Genomic DNA, 19,060 nt, shown 5'->3' with positions numbered 1-19,060 from the left:
CCGTCAGTGGTCCTGCTCGGGGTCGAGCAGAAACGCGGCCATCGCCGTGTCATGGTCCGCGTGATCGCGCAGGGCCACCAGTTCGGCCCGCCAGGTCTCGTCCCACGACGCCGCCCGGCCGCCGACGCGCACCAGGGCGAGCGCCATCACCCCGGTCACCGGGGTCCCGCGCTCGCGCAGCAGCCGGGCGGCGGCGAGCAGTGCCGCACGCGCGCGAGGCGTTCGGGCTTCGACATGGACCTGGAAACCGCTTCCCAGAGCCAGCCGTTCGGGGCGTTCCTCGACGAGGTCGAGGAGCCGCTCCCAGCGCGCCGCGTGGTGTTCGCCGTGGCGCACGGCGGCCAACGACGTGTCCCATGTCAGGGCTGCCTCATCGGTGTACAGGCCCACCGCGTGCATCGACAGGGCCAGGGCGTCGGCGATGAGAAGCGTCTGGGCAGAGCCCCGCCGGACACGCAAGGCTTCAACGACGCCCGAGAGACGACGGAGCGCGTCAGCGCGCACCTGCGGGTCCGGCGTGACGGCGAGCTCCTGGAGCCCTCGGATGGCGCCCCTCAGGATCTGCCCTCCGACCGGCCCCAGCGGGAACCAGGCCAACTGCTGTGCGGCCACGTCCCACTCCCTTCGGCATCGCCCCGGGGCCGTGGCGACGTCGGCGACGACGCGCATGGCGTCGGCCGAATCCGGTGTGAGCCAGGCGGACAGGGCGCGGCACGCGGCGACGACGGTTTCCTCGTCGCCTTCCCTCACCAGACGTGCCAGGAAGTCGGCGTAGGCCTCTCCCGTGGATTCGTGCACGGCCCCCACGCGCGCGTGGACCACCGCTTCCCGTACGGCGGGCTCGTCGGCCGCCCGGGCAAGACGATCGGCGATGGCGGGGCGGTCGATCGCGGCAAGGAGGTGGCCCGCCACGACGGCGCGTACGTCGCGATGTTGACGCGGGGTGTCCCAGGCAGCCACCAGGGCGTCGAACGCCACGTCACCGCTGAGTGCGCCAAGGGCTCGCACGGCTTCCTTGCGGGTGCCGACGGGGGCATCCGCCGCACAGGCCACGGGGGCGAGCAGGGCGACTGCCTCCGGGTCCGGCACCTCCCGCAGGAGCCGGCGGACAGATGCCATGGCCGCCCGCCCCCTCACGCCGCCCGTCGCGGCGTGGCGGAGCAGGACACCCAGCAGCGGCTCGTCGCCGGGCGGTGCGCCGTCGTGGGACGCACTGTGATGGGCCACGCCGAGAACGTCACCCAGGGCGCCAAGTGCCGCCGCGGCGACAGGTTGTGGTGCCGACTCCGCGAGCGCCGTGAGCGGCGCAGGTGCGCGCACCTGTGCTGCCGCGTCGGCGCGAGTACGCAGTGGAGCCAGCTCGTCGGCGGCCACGCGCGCGTGGTGTTCGTCCCACGCGTGGCGCTGTTCGGGCAGCCAGCGGCCGATGACGCCAGGGGGCGGCCCCGCGGCCCAGGGAGCGGCTCGGGGGCGTACGCGACCGGTGAGTCCTTCTCGGGCGGCGAGCAGCACGGTGTCCAGCAGGTCGGTACGCCGGGTGACGACGGTGCGCAGGATGACCGGTACGGATGCGAATGAGGCGTCTCGGCTGACCAGTTCGGCGCTGCGTTGTTCCCGCAGCGCCGTCGGCCTTGTCCAGGCGGCCGCCGCGCGCGCTGCGATGTCCGGGTCGTCGGACTCCAAGGCCGTGGCGCGGACCAGAGCGTCGAGTTTCGGCAGCGCGGCGAGGTGCGGGGCGAGGAGTTCCGCGACGGCGGTGAGCAGATCGGGGCGCGCTGATGTGCCCGGCGATGCCGCGGCCCAGACGGCACGCGCCGTTTCCCCGCCGATGCGAAGAGGCACGAAGGGGTGGCGTGTGCGCGGGTCCGACACGCCGTGGCAGAGCAAATCCGTGGCATAGGCCGCCCGGTCGAGTCTGCCCTTCGCCGCAGCGCTCTCCGCGGCGCGGCGGAGCAGCCGCTCCGCCGCGGCCAGGGTATGGGTGGTCGAGTCGCGGGACTGGACGGTGGTCAGCGCCGCGTCACGCAGGACCCGGTCGGGCAGCGCCATGAGCAGATGCGGGGGCGCCCCCGCGAGCTGCTGGAGGGCGGCCCTGCGCACCTCCTCCTGGTCGTGCCAGGCCCGCTCACAGTCCCCGGCGATCCGCGCGAACTCGTCCGGGTCGCCTTCGAGTTCCGCGCAGGCGAGCAGAGCGGGCCAGGCCATCAGGCGCTGGTGGGTTCGATGCTGCCCCGCCATGTCGCGCAGTATCGGTTCTCCCTGGGCGAGCGGGAGCGCGACGGCCAGGCGGCTCGATGTCCACTCCTGACGCGACCAGCGCTCCACCCAGGGCAGGACAAGGGCTGCCCTGTCGGCCGGTGCCAGGGCTGTGAGTGTGGCTACGGGGATGCTGCGCACCGAGCGGCGACGGGCTGTGCGTTCCTCGACCAGGCGGCGGCGTTCCGGTGCGGGCAGCAGGACCAGGAGACTGTCCGGTCCGATGTCGTGACGTCCCGGTCCGCTGTGTCGTGGCTGCGTCACGGGGCAGCGACGGGCGAGTTCCACCAAGTCCGCGGGCGGGAGTTCGAGCAGGGCGCGCCGCGTGGCGGGCGGCAGCACCCCAGCGGAGGGTCGTAGTTCGCGGGGAGAGCCGTCCTGGTTCGGCGGGGCTGCGCTCAGGATCTCGAGGGCCCTGGCCGGATGTCGCAGCAGCGTGCGAGCCGCTCGCGGCGTCAGGAGATCGGGGGCGCGTGCGAGGAGCAGCAGCCCGGCCTCAGGGTCGCGTTCCGCCGCCAGACTCGCGATCGCGCGGTTGCGGGTCGTGAAGCGGTGGTGGTCTCGGTTGGCGCGGCTCTCGCCGCGCGTGACGAGCAGTTGGGCCACGGCGAGCGGTGCGGTGCGGGTCAGCGCGCTCAGTACGCCTGGGGGCGGATCGAGTCGGGGCAGCCACGCGTCGGCCGTCTCGGCGGGGCATGCGGGCAGGAGCAGGGAGGCGTCCCTGGCGCCGAACCGTTCGTAGACCTCTGGCAGGAGGCGTGCGGCGAGGCTGCGACGGCGGCTCAGGCGCAGAACGCGGTACGTCTCGTGCCGCGCCGCCCCGATGTCGCTCAACGCCAGTTGCTCCAGGGCCGCGTCCGGGACGGGAAGCCGGATGGCGGCCGAGAGGGCGCGGCGGCGCAGGAGGGGGTCGGTCAGGGCCTCGGCGACGGTGGTGAGGTCGCGCCGGGTGACGGCGAGGAAGAGGCCGGTGTGGCGTTCGTCGGGGGTGCCTGCGGCGAGGGTGTCACGGAGTGTTCCGTAGGCGTCCGGGGTGAGCGCCCGGGCGTAGCGAGCAAGGGCGCTCATGCGGGCCGGGAAGGGCAGGAGGTCGAAGTGGGCCTTCAGCCAGGCCGATGTCAGGGGCGCGGGAGTGGGCTGAGGCTGGGAGGAGGGCGTCTGCGACGCCTCGTATGCGGCCATCAGCGATCACCGAGGGATCGCTGGGCCTCCTTTCGGGAAGTCATATGCGTCATGGTCACCGCCGAACTGCTGGGGCGCAATGGGTTTTCCGCTCGCGGAGCCGCCCCGGGCAGGACCGCGAGCGGAGCAGCCGTCAGCCCCAGTTCATCGAGCGTCCGCTCACCGGTGCAGAGCGCCGTCCGGGGTGGCGGGTCAGCGGCCGAGCTCCTTGCGGGAGACGCGGCGCAGCTTGCGCCGCTGTCCGGGGTCGAGGGTCAGATAGGCCGCGGCCGGGACCCCGAGCACGATCAGGAGGGCGGCCCACCAGGGCAGCCAGATCAACAGGATGATGCCGGCCGCCACACCTCCTGCGGCGATCTTCGCGTTCTTAGACATGTGTGTCGCCTCCTTCGCGGCTGTTGCCGCTCTCTGTCTTGAGAAACGGCCTCGGGCCGCACACAGTTCCAGTCTGCTCCCCTGATTGATCCCTGAGGAGCGACCCTGACGCAACCCTGAGCCGCACGTCGTACCGGCGCTGTTACTCGACCCGCAGTGGCTCGCCGACCTCGTACATGTGGCGTAGCACCTGTCGGTAGGAGTCGATGAATCCGGCCTCCGTGTACGGCATGCCCAGCTCGGCGCAGTGGGCACGGACCAAGGGCTGGGCGCGCCGCAGGCTGGGGCGGGGCATGCTCGGGAACAGGTGGTGCTCGATCTGGTAGTTGAGTCCGCCCAGGAACCAATCGGTCAGTACGCTGCCGCGGATGTTGCGCGAGGTGAGGACCTGGCGGCTGAGGTGGCCCCAGCGCTCGCCGTCGGGGTCGGGCATCTCCATTCCCTTGTGGTTGGGCGCGAAGGCAAGGCCGAGGTGCAGGCCGAAGAGAGCCTGGTGGATGGCGGCGAAGGCAAGGGCGTGGCCCACCGGCATGGTGGCGAGCAGGAGCGTCACGTATCCGACGAGGTGGGCCACCAGGAGGAGGCCCTCAAGGACGCGTTCGCGCGGGGACTGGCGGCGCAGGTCTTTGAAGCCGTAGATCTTCATGGCGATGCCCTGGAGCAGCGTCAGAGGGAAGAACAGCCAGGCCTGGTTGCGGGTGAGCCAGCGCCGGAAGCCCACGCGGACCTTGGCCTGCTTGCTGGTCCAGACGAGAACGTCCGCGGCGACGTCGGGGTCCTTGTCGATGTGGTTGGGGTTGGCGTGGTGACGGTTGTGCTTGTCGTTCCACCAGGCCGAGCTCATGCCGAGGAGGAGATTGCCGTGGACGAGGCCGATGGCGCGGCTCACGCGGCGGTCGCCGGTGATCTGGGAGTGCCCGGCATCATGGCCTATGAACGCCGTGCGGGCACACAGTGCGGCGAGTACGGGCGCCAGGAGCAGCACCCACCAGGAGCCACCGATGAGGAACATGCCCGTCACCACCGCGGCCAGCGCCAGGGTGTTGACCACGATGGTGCGCGCGTACCAGCCGGTGCGGCGCCGCAGGAGTCCCTGCTCCTTGACAGTGCGCAGGAGAGGCGCGAAATCGCTCCCGGCGGGCCGCCTCGGGGTGGTGCCTGGGGAACGCTCCGCGACTGCTGCGGCGGCCTGGGACATGGTGAGGTCTCCGGTCTCTGACTGGATCGGGCTGACGTGACACAACGTATGAGCCCGTGACCTGGGGCAACCATGGCGCCTTCACCCGTCTTCCGGCGGGGGCCAGCACCGTCGGCATGGGGGGTTAACTACACCCCCGATGCGACGTGACGGGGATCACTGCACCACCACTCACGCCTTAGGCGTGGCGTGCTGTACTCTCGGCCGGTCCAGACCCAGTAGTCAAGTTTGAGGAATGCGCCATCGCCGTGCCCAGGCCCCCTGCCGCGTCACCTTCCGAGATCTCTGAACTGTCCCGCTGTTCTGTGCTGTTCGTATCCGCCGACCCGGCACGCACCGGCCGGGTCGCCTTCTGGCGGCCCGAAGGGGACGCGCCGCCCACCTGCTCCGCGGGCACCCTCGAAGAACTGACCATCGCCGTGCCCGGCGACGACGGAGCACAGCTGAGCGACATCTCCGCGGTGGTGCTCCCGGTACGCGCGGCGCTCCCGGTCCTGACACGCGCGCGTGCCATGACCGGGGCTCATCCGACGGCCGCGTTCTGGGGCACGGCAGGTGTGCTCGCGCTACAACTCGCCGCACGCGGGCTGCTGCTGCCCGGCCTGACGCCGAATGATCACGATGCGTGGCGCTCGGGCCCGCTGAGCGAAGACGACCTGCGGCGTCTGCGCGACCTCGCCGCCGCGATGCCGCCCGCCGCGCACGCCCTCCCGCTGGACGACTCCGAACCACTGCGGCTGCCCGAACCCGAGCGGCTGCTGCGCCAGTTCCTGGACTCGGTGGCCGATACGCTGCCGCGCACCCCCGCCGCGACACTCGCCGCGGGCGCTTCGCCCTTCGCTTCTCCGCAGCCGCAGCGCATCCCCGAGCAGCGCCCCTGGGCCACCGATGTCGCCGCCGGGCACGACGCCGGCGTACGGATCTCGCTGCGCGTCGAAGTGCCCGGCCTGGTGTCGGACACTCCCGACGGGAACCGGCTGCCGTTCCGCGCCGTACTGCAGATGCACAGCGTCAGTGACCCCTCGCTCGTCGCGGACGCGGCCGAGGTCTGGGCGGGCTCCGGCGCCTCGGCGCAGGCCTTCGGGCCGCGGTCACGGATGGATGCCCTGCTCGCGCTGCGTCGAGCCACGCGCGCGTGGCCGCCGCTCGCCCCGCTGCTCTCGGCCGCCGTCCCCGATGCGGTCGAGCTGGCAGACGAAGAAGTCACCTCGCTCCTGGGCGAGGGATCCCGCGTGCTCGCCACCGCGGGAGTCAAGGTGCACTGGCCCAAGGAGCTGGCGCGCAACCTGACCGCCCGTGCGGTCATCGGCCCGCCCGACGACGACACGAAGGACCCCGACAAGCCGTCGTCGGACACGCCGTCGCACCTCTCCGCCGACGCGTTGCTCGCCTTCAACTGGCGGTTCGCGCTGGGCGGTCAGCAATTGTCACGCGAGGAGCTCGATCTCCTCGCCGAAGCCAACCGTCCGGTGGTTCGCCTGCGCGACCAATGGGTGCTCATCGATCCCGAGGAGGCCCGGCGCGCTCGCGCGCACCAGGACCACAAGGTCACGCCGATCGACGCCCTGAGCGCCGTTCTGACGGGTACCACCGAAGTGGCGGGTCGCCGTGTGGACGTTCAGCCCACGGGCTGGCTGGCCACTCTGCGCGAACGTCTCGCTGACCCCGAGGGCATGGAACCCGTCGGGCAGCCCGAAGCACTCGCCGCCGACCTGCGCGACTACCAGCTGCGGGGCCTGAACTGGCTGGCCCGGATGACCTCTCTGGGCCTGGGCGGCTGCCTCGCGGACGACATGGGTCTCGGCAAGACGATCACGCTCATCTCCCTGCATCTGCACCGGCAGCTGGACAGTGAGTCCGCAGGATCCACCCTCGTCGTCTGCCCCACGTCCCTCATGGGCAACTGGCAGCGCGAGATCGAGAAATTCGCCCCCGGCACCCCAGTGCGCCGCTTCCACGGCGCCCAGCGCAGCCTGGAGGACCTCGCCGACGGCGAGTTCGTGCTCACCACGTACGGCACGATGCGACTCGACGCGGGCAGCCTGGCGCACGCCCCGTGGGGCATGGTCGTCGCCGACGAGGCCCAGCACGTCAAGAATCCCTACTCGGCCACCGCCAAACAGCTGCGCACCATCGGCGCACGCGCGCGCGTGGCGCTCACCGGCACCCCGGTGGAGAACAACCTCTCCGAGCTGTGGGCCATCCTCGACTGGACGACTCCTGGCCTCCTCGGCAAGCTCGGCACCTTCCGCACCCGCTACGCACAGGCCGTCGAAGGCGGCAAGGACCCGGCAGCCGCCGAGCGGCTCGGCCAGCTCGTACGCCCCTTCCTGCTGCGCAGGCGCAAGTCCGATCCGGGCATCGCGCCCGAACTGCCGCCCAAGACGGAGACCGACCGGGCGGTGTCCCTCACCGCGGAGCAGACGGGCCTCTACGAAGCAGTGGTGCGCGAGACCCTCGCGGAAATCTCCGGCGCCGACGGCTTCTCCCGCCGCGGCCTGATCGTCAAGCTGCTCACCGGCCTCAAGCAGATCTGCAACCACCCCGCGCAGTACCTCAAGGAGGACAAGCCGCGGATCGAGGGCCGTTCCGGAAAGCTGGAACTCCTCGACGAACTGCTCGACACGATCCTCTCCGAAGACGCGAGCGTGCTCATCTTCACGCAGTACGTCCAGATGGCACGCCTCATCGAGCAGCACCTGGCAGCGCGTGGCACTCCGTCCCAGTTCCTGCACGGCGGTACGCCCATCGCGGCGCGCGAGGCGATGGTGGACCGCTTCCAGGACGGCGAAGTCCCTGTCTTCTTGCTGTCGTTGAAGGCCGCGGGCACCGGGCTGAATCTGACGCGGGCCGAGCACGTCGTGCACTACGACCGCTGGTGGAATCCCGCCGTCGAGGCGCAGGCCACCGACCGGGCGTACCGCATCGGGCAGACGCAGCCGGTGCAGGTGCACCGGCTGATCGCGGAGGGGACGATCGAGGACCGCATCGCCGAGATGCTGGTGCGCAAGCGGGAGTTGGCGGACGCGGTCCTCGGTTCCGGCGAGGCGGCGCTGACGGAACTCACCGACGCCGAACTGTCGGATCTGGTGGAGCTTCGAGGGGGGACGCGATGAGCGACATGTACGACGAGTCGAACGGCGACACACACGCGGACGGCCGCCATGGAGAGGGCGGGCACGAACGCACCTTCGCCGCCCTTCCGGCCACGCACGGGCGTGGGTTCGCGCAGAGCTGGTGGGGCCAGGCCTGGCTGAAGGCGCTCGAGGACACGGCACTGGACCTCGCGCAGTTGAAGTCCGGCCGCAGACTCGCGCGCTCGGGAGCCGTGGGCGCGGTCTCGGTGCGTCCTGGCCGGATCACCGCCGTCGTCCACGACCGTGACGGCACCCCGCGCCGCTCAGACGTACTGCTGCAGCGGCTCAGCGAGGACGAATGGGACCGTTTCCTGGGCATGGCCGTCGAGCGGGCCGGGCACATCGCGGCGCTGCTCGACCGCGAGATGCCGCCGCACCTGGTGGAGGACGCGGCGGCAGCGGGTGTCGAACTGCTGCCTGGCATCGGCGACCTGGAGCCGCAGTGCGACTGCGACGCCTGGGACCACTGTGGGCATACTGCCGCGCTCTGCTACCAGGTGGCCCGCCTGCTCGACCAGGATCCGTTCGTGCTGTTCCTCATGCGTGGCCGTGCCGAGCGCGAGCTCCTTGACGCGCTGCAAGTACGCAGCGTGGCAGAAACTGAGGCCGAGGAGACGTCCGCGGAGGAGCAGGAGGGGGCACAGGAGGGCGTGAACGCCGACGAGGCGTACGCGGAGGGAGCCATCCTGCCCCCGCTGCCCGATCTCCCTCAGCTGCCGCCAGAGCCGGGCCTGCCGCCCGCCCTCGACACGGAGGCGGATCCCGCGCCCGGTCTCGATGTGGCAGCGCTCGAGTTCCTGGCGGCGCGGGCGACCGTGGAGGCGCACCGGATGCTGGCCGAGGCGCTCTCCCCCGGGCACGAACGGCAGCCGGTCGAGCAGGAACTGACACCGGATGAGGATGCTGTACGCCTAGCAGCCGCGGCTCCCGCGACAGCGGTGGCCGCGCGCCTCTCGACCGCCGCCGGCCGCGGCAAGGACGGGCTCGCGATGGCCGTGCGGGCCTGGGGGTACGGGGGCACAGCCGCGCTGTCCGTCCTGGAGGAGGAGTGGACGCCTGAGGCGGACGCACTGGCACGCGCGCGTGCGGCGCTGGAGGCGGCCTGGGACGACGACGAGCGGCCGCGGCTGCGCGCGGCTCGCAATCGCTGGACTGTGGTCGGGAGCGACGCCCAGCTGCGGCACGGGGCCGACGGCCGCTGGTGGCCTTACCGCAAGGAGCGCGGTCGCTGGACCCCGGCGGGCCCCGCGGCCCATGACCCCGCGACGGCACTGGCCTTGGCGACCGGCGGCGAATAGGGCAGGCAGGTCTGGTGCGGGCCTCCCCATACGCCCGCACCAGACCGAAGGCGCGCCCCCCTCACAACGGCGACCGCCCGGAACCGACCACACCCCCGAAGCAGACCCCATCTCCGGAATGCACACGGCTGCCACCGGCGCATCCAAGCCGCTGACACACGCGCCGGGAACACGAGCGCGTGCACTCCCCCTGACCAGCGATTGAGCGCGAGCATGACATCCGGGAGTGTGGATCACACCGGTTCAGGGGGTACCGACCGCGACTGGACTCCCCCGTCCCGCAAGGCCGTCCGGGACTGATTCAGTACGTCAGCGCGATCCAGACGAAGGGGGACGAAGAGGGCCAGGTGCCCAACCACCGCTGACCGACCTGCGGGTGACGGCGGCGCCTCCTGCCCCTCGCGGGAGGCGCCGTCAGCATGCCCCCTCGCGTTCACCTCCCTGCCTCCCTGCGTTCGCGGCGACGGCGAAGTCTGATCCCGGTCACCGAACACTTGCGCCCCAGGAGGCACTCATGTCCCCGCACGCCGCCCGTAAGCGTCGCGTCCGCCGTTCCGTAGCCGCGGGCGTGCCGTTCGCCGTGCTCGCCGCGATCGCGGTGACGGGTACCGCCACGGGCGCCCAGACCGGCGGCGACGAGAAGGCACCGCGGATCACCTCGACGGCGACGCTGGGCGACGTCCCGCTGGGCACGTTCAGCAACTCCCTGCTGCCCGGAACAGTGAGCGACGACCGCGGTGTGGATCTCGGCGGCATCGGTAGTGACATCTACCCGGCGGGCCGCAAGGGCGAATTCTGGACGGTCACGGACCGGGGGCCCAACGGCCAGATCAAGGTGGACGGCAAGAAGCGGCGCACCTTCCCCGTCCCCGGGTTCGATCCGGCGATCGTGAAGGTCCGCGTCTCCGGTGACTCCGTGAAGGTCATCGACGCGCTCCCGCTGACGACCTCGTCCGGGAAGCCCGTCACCGGACTGCCCAACCAGGAGGGGCGCGACGAGGCGCCGTACACGTACGACGCGAAGACGGCCCTGACGTACGACCCGAACGGTCTGGACACCGAGGGCATCGTGCGGGCGCACGACGGCAGCTTCTGGCTGATCGACGAGTACGGGCCCTCGCTCGTCCACGTCTCCGCGCGCGGGAAGGTGCTCAAGCGCTATGTTCCCCAGGGACTGAAGCTGTCGGGCGCCGACTACCCGGTCGTCGAGGCACTGCCGGGTGTGCTGCTGCACCGCAAGGGCAATCGCGGCTTCGAAGGGCTCGCCCAACTCCCGGGCGGAGATCTGGTGATGGCGGTGCAGAGCCCGCTGTCCCTCCCGGACGAGGACGCGGGTGACGCGTCGCGCACGACGCGTCTGCTGCGCTTCTCACCCAAGAAGCAGGCGGTCACCGCCGAGTACGCGTACCGCTTCGACGCGGTGGGGGTCGTCGACCCGGGCGAGGACGACACCTCCGAGCTGAAGATCTCCTCCGTAGTGGCCGTCGGCCGTGACCGCCTTCTCGTAGAAGAGCGCACCGACAAGGCCGCGCGGCTGCAGACGGTGAGGTTGGACCGCAGCGCCGACATCCTCGGCAAGCGGTGGGACGACGCTGCCACGAAGCCCTCCTTGGAGCAGCTCGACGATCCGGCGGCCGCGAGGGTACCCGTCCTGAAGAAGCGTCTCCTGGTCGATCTGGGCAGCATCGACGGCGTGCCAGACAAGATCGAAGGGGTGGCCCGCGTGAACAGTCACACCCTGGCGCTGATCAACGACAACGATTTCGGGATGACGGACGGGGCGGAGGCGTTCGACAAGGACGGACGGCTCGTGGACAGCGACGTGGAGACGACAGTGACGTACGTGAGGCTACCCAAGGGCATCTGACCTCGCGTCCGAGGCGCCCGTCAGCACAGCGGATCGGTGAAATAGCGGGGCACTTCATGTGTCCGGACGTCACGGGATCAGAGAGTCCAGGCCGCTCGGAAGATCGCTGGGGAGGGCCGAGGGCAGGTTGCTGGGCAGATTCGATGGCACCCCCGTCGGCAGCTCCGAGGGGATCTCCGACGGGATGCTCAGCGACGGGGTGGGCTTGCCGCCTGAGCTCTTGCTGGTCCCGGAGGGGCCCTTCTTGCCGTCGGATCCGTCCCCGCTGGTGACCACAAGGAACACCGCGACGACGGCTCCGACCGCGATGATCACGGCAAGCAGGGTGAGCAGCCCGCTCCTTCGTCCGGAGGGCCCTCCGGACGGCGGCTGAGGCGGCCACCCACCTTCACCAGGCGGCACACCGTCGCCTCCCCCGGGAGGCCATCCCCCGGCGCCCGGGGGTGGCCCGTACCCGTCACCTGAAGGCGGTCCATACCCTCCGCCGGGCGGCCCGAAGCCACCGTCGCCCGGAGGCGGCGTGTCACCCGGCGGAGGGGGAGGCTGCGGCGGTACGGGCGGCATGGCCATACCGTCAAGAGTCGCCTCGATAGGGTCAAGATTCGGCCCTTGTGCGGAACTTGCCGCCTCCGGAGTTGGAGCCTCCGATCAGACCCGCGCCCCAAGGAGATGATCCATGGCCAGCTGGTCGAGGTGCTCGAAGGCCATGCCACGGTCCGCGGCGGCCGTCACGTCGAAGTCCTCGAAGGCGCTGCGGTCGGCGAGCAGGCCGGAGAGGCCGTCCTCGGCGGTCGGCAGGGACAGCTCGTCCAGGCGAGATGCCCGCAGGGCCTCCTGGACCTCCGGGTCGGCGCGAAACGCGGCCGAACGCTCCCGGAGGATCAGGTAGTTGCGCATGCAGCCGGACGCCGACGCCCACACTCCGGCGTAGTCCTCCGTACGCGGCGGCTTGAAGTCGAAGTGCCGCGGCCCCTCGTAACCGCCCCTCTCCAGGAGATCGACCAGCCAGAAGGCGCTGCGCAGATCGCCCGCCCCGAAGCGCAGGTCCTGGTCGTACTTGATGCCGGTCTGGCCGTTGAGGTCGATGTGGAAGAGCTTGCCCGCCCACAGCGCCTGGGCGATGGAGTGCGGAAAGTTGAGGCCGGCCATCTGCTCATGGCCCACTTCGGGGTTGACGCCGAACAGCTCGGAACGCTCCAGGCGCTCGATGAAGGCGAGGGCATGCCCGACGGTGGGCAGCAGGATGTCACCGCGTGGCTCATTGGGCTTGGGCTCGATCGCGAAGCGCAGGTCGTACCCCTGCTCCGTGACGTAGTCGCCGAGCAGGTCGAATGCCTCCTTCATGCGGTCGAGAGCCACGCGCACGTCCTTCGCCGCACCGGACTCCGCGCCTTCCCTGCCGCCCCACGCGACATAGGTGCTGGCACCCAGTTCCACCGCGAGGTCGATGTTGCGGATCGTCTTGCGCAGCGCGTAGCGGCGCACGTCCCGGTCGTTGGCGGTGAACCCCCCGTCCTTGAAGACAGGGTGGGTGAACAGATTCGTGGTCGCCATCGGCACGACGAGGCCCGTTGCGTCGAGCGCCTGCCGGAAGCGCTTGATGTGCGACTCGCGCTCGGTGTCCGTGGCGCCGAAGGGGATCAGATCGTCATCGTGGAAGGTCACTCCGTAGGCACCCAGTTCAGCCAGGTGACGCACGGAGTCGGCCGGGTCGATGGCCGCCCTGGTCGCGTCGCCGAACGGGTCCCTTCCCTGCCAGCCGACGGTCCACAGGCCGAAGGTGAACTTGTCCTCAGGCGTGGGCTGGTACGTCATGTGCGGCTCCCTGGATAGCTGGTGCACGTCTGCGCGGCCGACCCGGGCACGACTGCGTGCCCGTTCATGTACGGCTGCCGCGACTATTTCGTCATGGCACTTAACAAATTAGTATCCGGAGGCATCCCTGGGAAGGTCGGACGGAAAGAAGTCCGGGCGTGCCCGGAAAGAGCCGCAGGAACGGAGACCCCCGATGTCATCAGCGCCAGCAGCCGACGGACCCCTCGTCGTCGGCGTGGACAGCTCCACGCAGTCCACCAAGGTCCTGGTCGTCGACGCCGCCACGGGCAGGGTGGTGGCAAGCGGTCAGGCGCCGCACAGCGTCAGCTCGGGCACCGCCCGCGAGAGCGATCCCGAGGAGTGGTGGAACGCCCTGCGCTCGGCGCTCGACCAGTGCGGCGACGCGGCGCGCGAGGCCGCAGCGGTATCGGTCGGCGGTCAGCAGCACGGGCTCGTCACGCTGGATGCGCGGTCCAGGCCGGTGCGGCCCGCGCTGCTGTGGAACGACGTGCGCTCGGCCGAGCAGGCGCGCTCGTTGGTGGACCGCCTGGGGGGCCCGAAGGCGTGGTCGGAGCGCGTCGGCAGCGTGCCGGGGCCCTCCTTCACGGTGACCAAGTGGGCCTGGCTCAGCGAGCACGAGCCCGCGGCGGCCCGTGCCACCGCGGCCGTGCGACTCCCCCACGACTACCTCACGGAACGCCTCACGGGATGCGGCACGACCGACCGGAGCGATGCCTCCGGCACGGGATGGTGGGCGTCAGGGACAGAGGCGTACGACGAAGAGATCCTGGGATTGGTGGGCCTGGACCCCGAACTGCTGCCGCGCGTGGTCCGCCCCGGCGAGGTCGCCGGCACCGTGCGTGGAAGCGGCGAGCTGCCCTTCTCCAAGGGCACGCTGGTCGCACCCGGCACCGGCGACAACGCGGCGGCGGCACTCGGGCTCGGCCTGCTCCCCGGCACCCCGGTGCTGAGCCTGGGAACGTCGGGCACCGTCTACGCGGTCTCCGGCAGGCGCCCCGCGGACCCGACGGGGACGGTGGCCGGGTTCGCCGATGCGCGCGGCGACTGGCTGCCGCTGGCCTGCACGCTCAACTGCACCCAGGCCGTGGACCGGGTTGCCGCGCTCCTCAGCCTCGATCGTGAGGCGGTGGAGGCGGGAGGCACCGTCACCCTGCTGCCCTATCTGGACGGCGAGCGCACCCCTGACCTTCCGCACGCCTCGGGGCTGCTGCACGGGCTGCAGCACGACACGACTCCGGGGCAGGTGCTGCAGGCGGCCTATGACGGGGCCGTGCACTCGCTGCTCGGCGCACTCGATCTGGTCCTGGACGCGGACGCGGACCGTTCGGCTCCGCTCCTGCTCATCGGCGGCGGGGCACGGGGCACGGCCTGGCAGGACACCGTGCGGCGTCTGTCCGGACGGGCCGTTCAGGTGCCCGAGGCAAAGGAACTGGTCGCGCTCGGCGCCGCCGCGCAAGCCGCGGGCCTCCTCACAGGCGAGGATCCGGCGGCTGTCGCGCGGCGCTGGGGTACGGCCGAGGGGCCTGTACTGCCCCCTGTGAAGCGCGACGAGTCGGCGCTCGCCCGGATCGCCGGGGTAGTCTCCGACGCGGCGCCGCTGCTCGGTGCCACGGGCCGCGAGGAAACACGGCCATGAGGACGGAAGAACAGGGACTGACGGGGGCATGACCGCACCACCGCACGACGCGCGCCGGGGCACGTCCGGAACCCCGCTGCCCGATACCCAGCAGGGGATGCGCCGTCGCAACCTCTCGCGCGTCATGCACGCCGTCGCCGCGCACGGGCCGTTGTCCCGTGCCGCCGTGGCCACCCGGATCGGTCTCACGCGGGCCGCCGTCTCCACCCTGGTGGACGAGTTGATCCGCTCCGGGCTCCTGGACGAGCTGGGCCCCGAGCGCCCCGGCAAGGTGGGGCGTCCCGGCTCCGCACTCGCGGTCAGCAAAAGCGGACCGGCCGGGATCGGTGCCGAGGTGGGCGTCGACCACCTCTCGGTGTGCGCCGTCGACCTGCGCGGAGCGGTACGCGCGCGTGCCGTGCGGCAGGGCGACAACCGGGGGCGCGACCCCGAACCCGTCCTGGCCGAACTCATCGCCCTGGTGCGGCAGGTGAGCAGTGAGGCCCAGCTGGCAGGGCTGCGTCCGGCGGGACTGGCTGTCGCCGTCCCGGGCCTCGTCGCCCGTGGCACAGGGCTGATCGTCCGCGCCCCCAACCTCGACTGGCACGACGTCGACCTCGGCGCACTGCTGCCGGGCAGACTGCCTCTGACGGTGGACAACGAGGCCAACTTCGGCGCACTGGCCGAGTTGTGGCTCGGCGACGGGGTGCCGCAGGACTTCCTCCACGTATCGGCGGAGATCGGCATCGGTGCCGCCCTGGTCGTCGACGGGCGGCTGCTGCGCGGGACGCGTGGCTTCGCGGGCGAGCTGGGGCATGTGCCGGTGTGGCCGGACGGCCCGGCGTGTCCGTGCGGCGGACGTGGCTGCCTGGAGCAGTACGCGGGCGAGGAGGCGGTGTTGCGCGCGGCCGGCCTTGATCCGGACGCGGATCGCGTCGGGCTGCTTGCGGAGCGCGCCGCGCAGGGCGACGAGGACGTACGAAGGGCGCTGCACGGTGCCGGTACCGCACTGGGCATCGCGCTCACCGGTGCCGTGAATCTGCTGGATCCGCGCTCGGTGGTGCTCGGCGGCGCACTGTCGCGGCTCGCGCCGTGGCTGCTGTCCTCACTGGAAGCCGAGTTGGGGCACCGCACGGCGGGCACGACGTGCGACGTCGCTGTCTCCGGACTGGGTTCCGATGGCCCCCTGCTGGGGGCCGCACACTCGGTCGTGCGGGCGGTGCTGGATGATCCGGCGGGTGCGGTGGCATAGCGTCGATCGGTCCGCCAGGGCACTACGCAGCTGTTCGGCTGTCTCCTTGTGGCCCGCTTCCTCGCGGCCCTACTCCTTGTGACCCGCTCCTTGTGGCCCGCTCCTTGTGACCCGCTTCCTCGTCAGCGCCATTGCGGTCCCCCGATGAAGTGCACGTCGTACCTGTCGTGCAGATCCGCCATGCTGTCCCACCCTGCCTCACCTAGCGCGATGCGCCCCAGTTGCCGGAAGTACCCGGACTGTTCGCCCCCCCCCCGGCGTGAGCACGGCGAAGAAGTCCGCAGGGCCATCGGCCGACGCCCCGAAAGCGTGCACTGAGCCGGGCGGCACCACGATCAGGCCGCCTTTGCCCACTGCCGTCAGGGCGCCGTCGAGCAGGAACTCCACGGTGCCGTCGAGCACATAGAAGAGCCCCGAGGACAGCTGGTGGTGGTGCTGGGGCGTGCCGTCGGCTCCGGCGGGCAGGGCGAGCCGGTTGGCCCCCAGGAGTCCGCCGGTCGCTCGGCTGTCCTCCAGCAAACGGAACTGGCCGCCTCCGGGCAGAGGCACTTCCTCCGCGTCTCGTGCGTGGACGATCAGGGCTTGCGCGTCGTGCGGCATGTCCTACTCCTCCGATGCCGTGGGGTCGTGAGGACCAGTCCATCGCGGGAACACAGCACGTCCAAGAAGCTGTTCATGAAGGAAGTGACCACTCGCGCTGATGAATGAGCGAAGTGTGCACCGGTTCACGGGAGCAGCAGATGCCGCACTCCGTCCCGTAGGTGACGGGGCTTGCGTCTCCAGTAGGGGGAGACATGAGGGTGGGGACATGAACGGCGACATGCTCTATTCGATCGGTGATCTGGCGCGGCGGACCGGGCTGACGGTCAAAACCGTCCGGTTCTACTCCGATGCGGGGATCGTGCCGCCCGCCGACCGCAGCCCGGCCGGCTACCGCCTGTACGGCACCGATGCCGTCGCCCGCCTCGATCTCGTACGCACCCTGCGCGACCTGGGTCTTGACCTTCCCACCATCCGGAAGGTCGTGGACCGGGAGGTCTCACTGCCCGAGGTCGCCGCGGCGCACGCGGATGCGCTGGAGGTGCAGATCCGTGTGCTGCGCCTGCGGCGCGCGGTCCTGACGGCGGTGGCCAAGCGCGGGTCCACCCCTGAGGAATTGGATCTCATGCACAAGCTGGCCAAGCTCTCCGAGGACGAACGCCAACATCTGATCGACGACTTCCTGGACACCGTCTTCGATGGCCTGTACGACCACCCTTCCTTCGCGGCGGTCATCCGCTCCCTCACTCCCGAGCTGCCCGACAGCCCCGAGACTGAGCAGGTCGAGGCGTGGGTGGAGCTGGCCGAGTTGTTCCAGGACCCGGGGTTCCGCTCCACCATGCAGGGCATGGCCAGAGATCTGGCGGCCGATCGCGCCCCGGACGACAGCACCGGCCTGCCGCGCGTCCTCGCCGAGGCGGTCCGGACGCAGGTCACGCCGGCCCTCGCGGCAAGCACCGATCCGGCCTCGCCCGAAGCCGAGCCCGTCGTCACGGCCCTCGCGGGGCACTACGCGCACATTCTCGGCCTCCCCGACGACACCGGCCTCCGCCAACGCCTGATGACCCGCCTGGAGACCATGGACGACCCGCGAAGGGATCGCTACTTGTCGCTGCTCGCGGTGATCAACGGGTGGCCCGCGCCGGAGAGTCTGGCGCCGGTGCTCGACTGGGCTGTCCGGGCTCTGCGTGCCCGAATGCCCCGATAGTGGACCGACAGAGCTCGATCTGCGCGGCCCCCGTCGAACCGACCGATGCCGCGCCACGACGTTTTCTCGCCAGCTACCGGGACCTGATCGACGTACCGGGCTTCTGGCGTCTCGCCGCGATCGGTATCGCCTCGAAGCTGCCGCCCGGCATGGCCGGCCTGAGCCTGCTGCTCCTGGTCGGGCAAGACCACGGGTACGGAACCGCGGGCCTTGCGGTGAGCGCCTTGGCGGTGGGCCAAGGCGCCACCGCTCCCCTGCGCGGACGACTCATCGACCGGCGCCGTCCCCGCCCGGTCCTGCTGAGCTGTCTTACCGCGTTTCTGACAGCCACCCTTGTGCTGGTCCTGGTGGTGCGCGGCGGCGGGTCCGTCCCCGCGATTCTGGCGCTCGCCGCGGCCATGGGTGCGAGCGCTCCGCCGGTCGCCGTCATGATGCGATCGGTGTGGCACAACTCCACGGACACCGGGACGCTGGTCACGGCGATGGCTCTCGACTCGTCGATGATGGGTACCGCGCTGATCACCGGCCCCGTGCTCGCCAGTTGGCTGAGCCTTTCGGTCTCACCGGTCGCGCCGTTCGCAGTCGTCGCGGTGCTGACGGCGGCTGTGGTTGGCCTGCTGATCAACTCTCCGCGCCCCCCGTTGCGTACAGCTCGGTCCGGGCACTGGCTCGGCCCTCTGGCATCCGCTCCCCTGCGTCGCCTGCTGGCCGCAGATGCCCTCTTCGTCATGGCGGTGACCGCGGTGGATGTGGTGTTGCCGATCTACGCACGGGCATATCACGCGGCCGGGTTCACCGGCTTGTACCTGGGAGCCCTGTCCGTCGGCAGTGTCCTGGGGAGCCTCGCCATGGGCGCCTTACCGAATCTGCTGTCGCGCGGCCCGAAGATCTCCGTGCTCCTCTGCGTGTTCGCGACAGGGACCGGTGCGCTGCTCTTGGCCACAGGGATGTCGCCTCTCGCGGTCCTCATGGTCTGTCCGCTGGCCGGCCTTGTGATCGGCTGCACCTTCGCGACGCTGCGCACGACCGGCGGCGACCTCGCCCCTGACGGCCGCGTCACCGAGACGATGTCCTGGCTGAGCAGCGTCGACATGGTCGGCGGTGCGGTGGGTGCGGCGGTGTTCGCCCGCATCGCGGTGGCCGAGGGAAGCAGGACGGCACTGCTGCTGGTACCGGCGGTCACCCTGCTGGCTGCGGTCATCGGCTGCAACACGCGGACGAAGCAGCCGTGACGGGGCCGCTGTCCAAGATCAGCAGCAGCCCGCATCGCGGCATTATGTCGTTCCGGTGAACCGGG

13 protein-coding genes are annotated in these 19,060 nt (G+C 71.1%); 7 read left to right on the top strand and 6 right to left on the bottom strand.

The window, feature by feature from the left end:
* Positions 1 to 3: 3 nt before the first annotated feature.
* From ACZ5CR_RS00550 to ACZ5CR_RS00540, 3 genes are all read right to left on the bottom strand, one after another.
* Positions 4 to 3,438 carry a hypothetical protein gene (locus ACZ5CR_RS00550; protein WP_468852141.1) on the bottom strand — a complete coding sequence of 1,145 codons (3,435 nt, stop codon included), beginning with the start codon at positions 3,436 to 3,438 and terminating at the stop codon, positions 4 to 6.
* Positions 3,439 to 3,630: 192 nt separating this feature from the next.
* Positions 3,631 to 3,813, bottom strand: a complete 183-nt coding sequence (locus ACZ5CR_RS00545; protein ID WP_468852140.1) for a hypothetical protein — start codon at positions 3,811 to 3,813, stop codon at positions 3,631 to 3,633.
* A gap of 142 nt (positions 3,814 to 3,955) precedes the next feature.
* Positions 3,956 to 5,011 carry a fatty acid desaturase family protein gene (locus ACZ5CR_RS00540; RefSeq protein WP_468852138.1) on the bottom strand — a complete coding sequence of 352 codons (1,056 nt, stop codon included), beginning with the start codon at positions 5,009 to 5,011 and terminating at the stop codon, positions 3,956 to 3,958.
* Positions 5,012 to 5,259: 248 nt separating this feature from the next.
* On the opposite strand from ACZ5CR_RS00540, the gene ACZ5CR_RS00535 reads away from it, so the two are divergent.
* The 3 genes from ACZ5CR_RS00535 (at position 5,260) to ACZ5CR_RS00525 (ending at position 11,313) form a co-directional block, all read left to right on the top strand.
* Positions 5,260 to 8,127: a DEAD/DEAH box helicase gene (locus ACZ5CR_RS00535; RefSeq protein WP_468852137.1), complete on the top strand. Its 2,868-nt coding sequence runs from the start codon at positions 5,260 to 5,262 to the stop codon at positions 8,125 to 8,127.
* Positions 8,124 to 9,446, top strand: coding sequence for an SWIM zinc finger family protein (locus ACZ5CR_RS00530; RefSeq protein WP_468852135.1), 1,323 nt, complete (start codon positions 8,124 to 8,126; stop codon positions 9,444 to 9,446). Before ACZ5CR_RS00535 ends, ACZ5CR_RS00530 begins: the two co-directional genes overlap by 4 nt.
* A 514-nt stretch (positions 9,447 to 9,960) precedes the next feature.
* Positions 9,961 to 11,313 carry an esterase-like activity of phytase family protein gene (locus ACZ5CR_RS00525; protein WP_468852133.1) on the top strand — a complete coding sequence of 451 codons (1,353 nt, stop codon included), beginning with the start codon at positions 9,961 to 9,963 and terminating at the stop codon, positions 11,311 to 11,313.
* Positions 11,314 to 11,382: 69 nt separating this feature from the next.
* Here ACZ5CR_RS00525 and ACZ5CR_RS00520 read toward each other — a convergent pair whose 3' ends face one another.
* Together ACZ5CR_RS00520 and xylA are read right to left on the bottom strand one after the other, a co-directional pair.
* On the bottom strand, positions 11,383 to 11,628 hold the full coding sequence (locus ACZ5CR_RS00520) for a hypothetical protein (protein ID WP_468852132.1): 246 nt from the start codon (positions 11,626 to 11,628) through the stop codon (positions 11,383 to 11,385).
* A gap of 333 nt (positions 11,629 to 11,961) precedes the next feature.
* On the bottom strand, positions 11,962 to 13,128 hold the full coding sequence (gene xylA, locus ACZ5CR_RS00515) for a xylose isomerase (protein WP_468852131.1): 1,167 nt from the start codon (positions 13,126 to 13,128) through the stop codon (positions 11,962 to 11,964).
* A gap of 193 nt (positions 13,129 to 13,321) precedes the next feature.
* On the opposite strand from xylA, the gene xylB reads away from it, so the two are divergent.
* A complete protein-coding gene (xylB, locus tag ACZ5CR_RS00510; RefSeq protein ID WP_468852130.1) occupies positions 13,322 to 14,785 on the top strand; it encodes a xylulokinase in 1,464 nt (487 codons plus the stop codon).
* 28 nt (positions 14,786 to 14,813) lie between these two features.
* Positions 14,814 to 16,016 (top strand): ROK family protein, encoded by a 1,203-nt coding sequence (locus tag ACZ5CR_RS00505; protein WP_468852129.1) that lies wholly within the window; start codon positions 14,814 to 14,816, stop codon positions 16,014 to 16,016.
* 198 nt (positions 16,017 to 16,214) lie between these two features.
* Here ACZ5CR_RS00505 and ACZ5CR_RS00500 read toward each other — a convergent pair whose 3' ends face one another.
* On the bottom strand, positions 16,215 to 16,616 hold the full coding sequence (locus tag ACZ5CR_RS00500; RefSeq protein ID WP_468852128.1) for a cupin domain-containing protein: 402 nt from the start codon (positions 16,614 to 16,616) through the stop codon (positions 16,215 to 16,217).
* A gap of 208 nt (positions 16,617 to 16,824) precedes the next feature.
* Between ACZ5CR_RS00500 and ACZ5CR_RS00495 the strand changes: the two genes are divergently transcribed.
* A complete protein-coding gene (locus ACZ5CR_RS00495; protein ID WP_468852127.1) occupies positions 16,825 to 17,763 on the top strand; it encodes a MerR family transcriptional regulator in 939 nt (312 codons plus the stop codon).
* Entirely contained in the window at positions 17,763 to 18,995 is a 1,233-nt protein-coding gene (locus ACZ5CR_RS00490; RefSeq protein WP_468852126.1) for an MFS transporter, read from the top strand. Before ACZ5CR_RS00495 ends, ACZ5CR_RS00490 begins: the two co-directional genes overlap by 1 nt.
* Positions 18,996 to 19,060 lie beyond the last annotated feature (65 nt).

The sequence above is a fragment of the Streptomyces sp. NPDC031274 genome (assembly GCF_055570235.1).
The sequence above is the reverse complement of the archived record's forward strand: the minus strand, read 5'-3'. Positions and strand labels throughout refer to the sequence as shown.

Coding starts and splice junctions, on each gene's coding strand:
- ACZ5CR_RS00545 (WP_468852140.1), bottom strand. CDS start 3,813: ATGTCTAAGAACGCGAAGATCGCCGCAGGAGGTGTGGCGGCCGGCATC.
- ACZ5CR_RS00505 (WP_468852129.1), top strand. CDS start 14,814: ATGACCGCACCACCGCACGACGCGCGCCGGGGCACGTCCGGAACCCCG.
- ACZ5CR_RS00495 (WP_468852127.1), top strand. CDS start 16,825: ATGAACGGCGACATGCTCTATTCGATCGGTGATCTGGCGCGGCGGACC.
- ACZ5CR_RS00530 (WP_468852135.1), top strand. CDS start 8,124: ATGAGCGACATGTACGACGAGTCGAACGGCGACACACACGCGGACGGC.
- ACZ5CR_RS00540 (WP_468852138.1), bottom strand. CDS start 5,011: ATGTCCCAGGCCGCCGCAGCAGTCGCGGAGCGTTCCCCAGGCACCACC.
- xylA (WP_468852131.1), bottom strand. CDS start 13,128: ATGACGTACCAGCCCACGCCTGAGGACAAGTTCACCTTCGGCCTGTGG.
- xylB (WP_468852130.1), top strand. CDS start 13,322: ATGTCATCAGCGCCAGCAGCCGACGGACCCCTCGTCGTCGGCGTGGAC.
- ACZ5CR_RS00500 (WP_468852128.1), bottom strand. CDS start 16,616: ATGCCGCACGACGCGCAAGCCCTGATCGTCCACGCACGAGACGCGGAG.
- ACZ5CR_RS00525 (WP_468852133.1), top strand. CDS start 9,961: ATGTCCCCGCACGCCGCCCGTAAGCGTCGCGTCCGCCGTTCCGTAGCC.
- ACZ5CR_RS00550 (WP_468852141.1), bottom strand. CDS start 3,438: ATGGCCGCATACGAGGCGTCGCAGACGCCCTCCTCCCAGCCTCAGCCC.